This is a genomic window from Rhizobacter sp. P2_H2 (genome assembly GCF_056403375.1).
Genome location: NZ_JBFUFP010001836.1, coordinates 1 through 542, shown reverse-complemented (window position 1 = coordinate 542; position 542 = coordinate 1). Strand labels below are relative to the sequence as shown.

The 542-nt window shown below is 74.2% G+C and carries 1 protein-coding gene and 1 pseudogene; both read left to right on the top strand.

The genetic code is table 11. From position 1 onward, the window contains the following. Positions 1-249: pseudogene (locus tag AC1D15_RS36500) on the top strand (hypothetical protein); the annotation flags it as partial. 8 nt (positions 250-257) lie between these two features. Further along, positions 258-542: dihydrodipicolinate synthase family protein (locus AC1D15_RS36495; protein ID WP_477829932.1), on the top strand; the 285-nt coding region annotated here is incomplete at its 3' end.

The window sequence follows — 542 nt, the reverse complement described above, 5'->3', positions numbered from 1 at the left end:
CTGTACACGCAGATCCAGCGCGGGCTGCTGCAGGCCGCGCCGTTCGACGCTGCGGCGCTGAAGTTCTTCGAGGTGCACATCCACGTCGACGACGGGCACGCCGACCAGCTCGAATCGGTGCTGCTGCCGATGCTGCGCACGCCGCAGGAGGTGCTGCTCGTCGAAGAGGCGATCCGTGCCGCGCTGGACGCGCGCTGCGCCTTCTTCGACGGCGTGCTGCGCGAGGCCGAGCGCGCCGTCGCGGCCTGAGGGTGGCCGTGCACACGCCGCCGGATTGGCTGCAGGGGCTGTTCGCGGTGCTGCCGACGCCGATGGTGAGCGGCGGCGGGCTGGACCTCGACGGCCTGGACCGCGTCGTCGAGCACTACCTCGACGGCGGTGCCGCCGGGCTGGTGCCGGCCAGCATTGCCGGCGAAGGCGACCTGCTCGACGACGCGGAGCGCCGGGCCGTGATCCAGCGGGTGGTGCGGCGCGCTGCCGGCCGTGCGCCGGTCGCTGTCGGCGTGCTGGACGAGCGCACCGATCGCGCGCTGGCGCAGGCC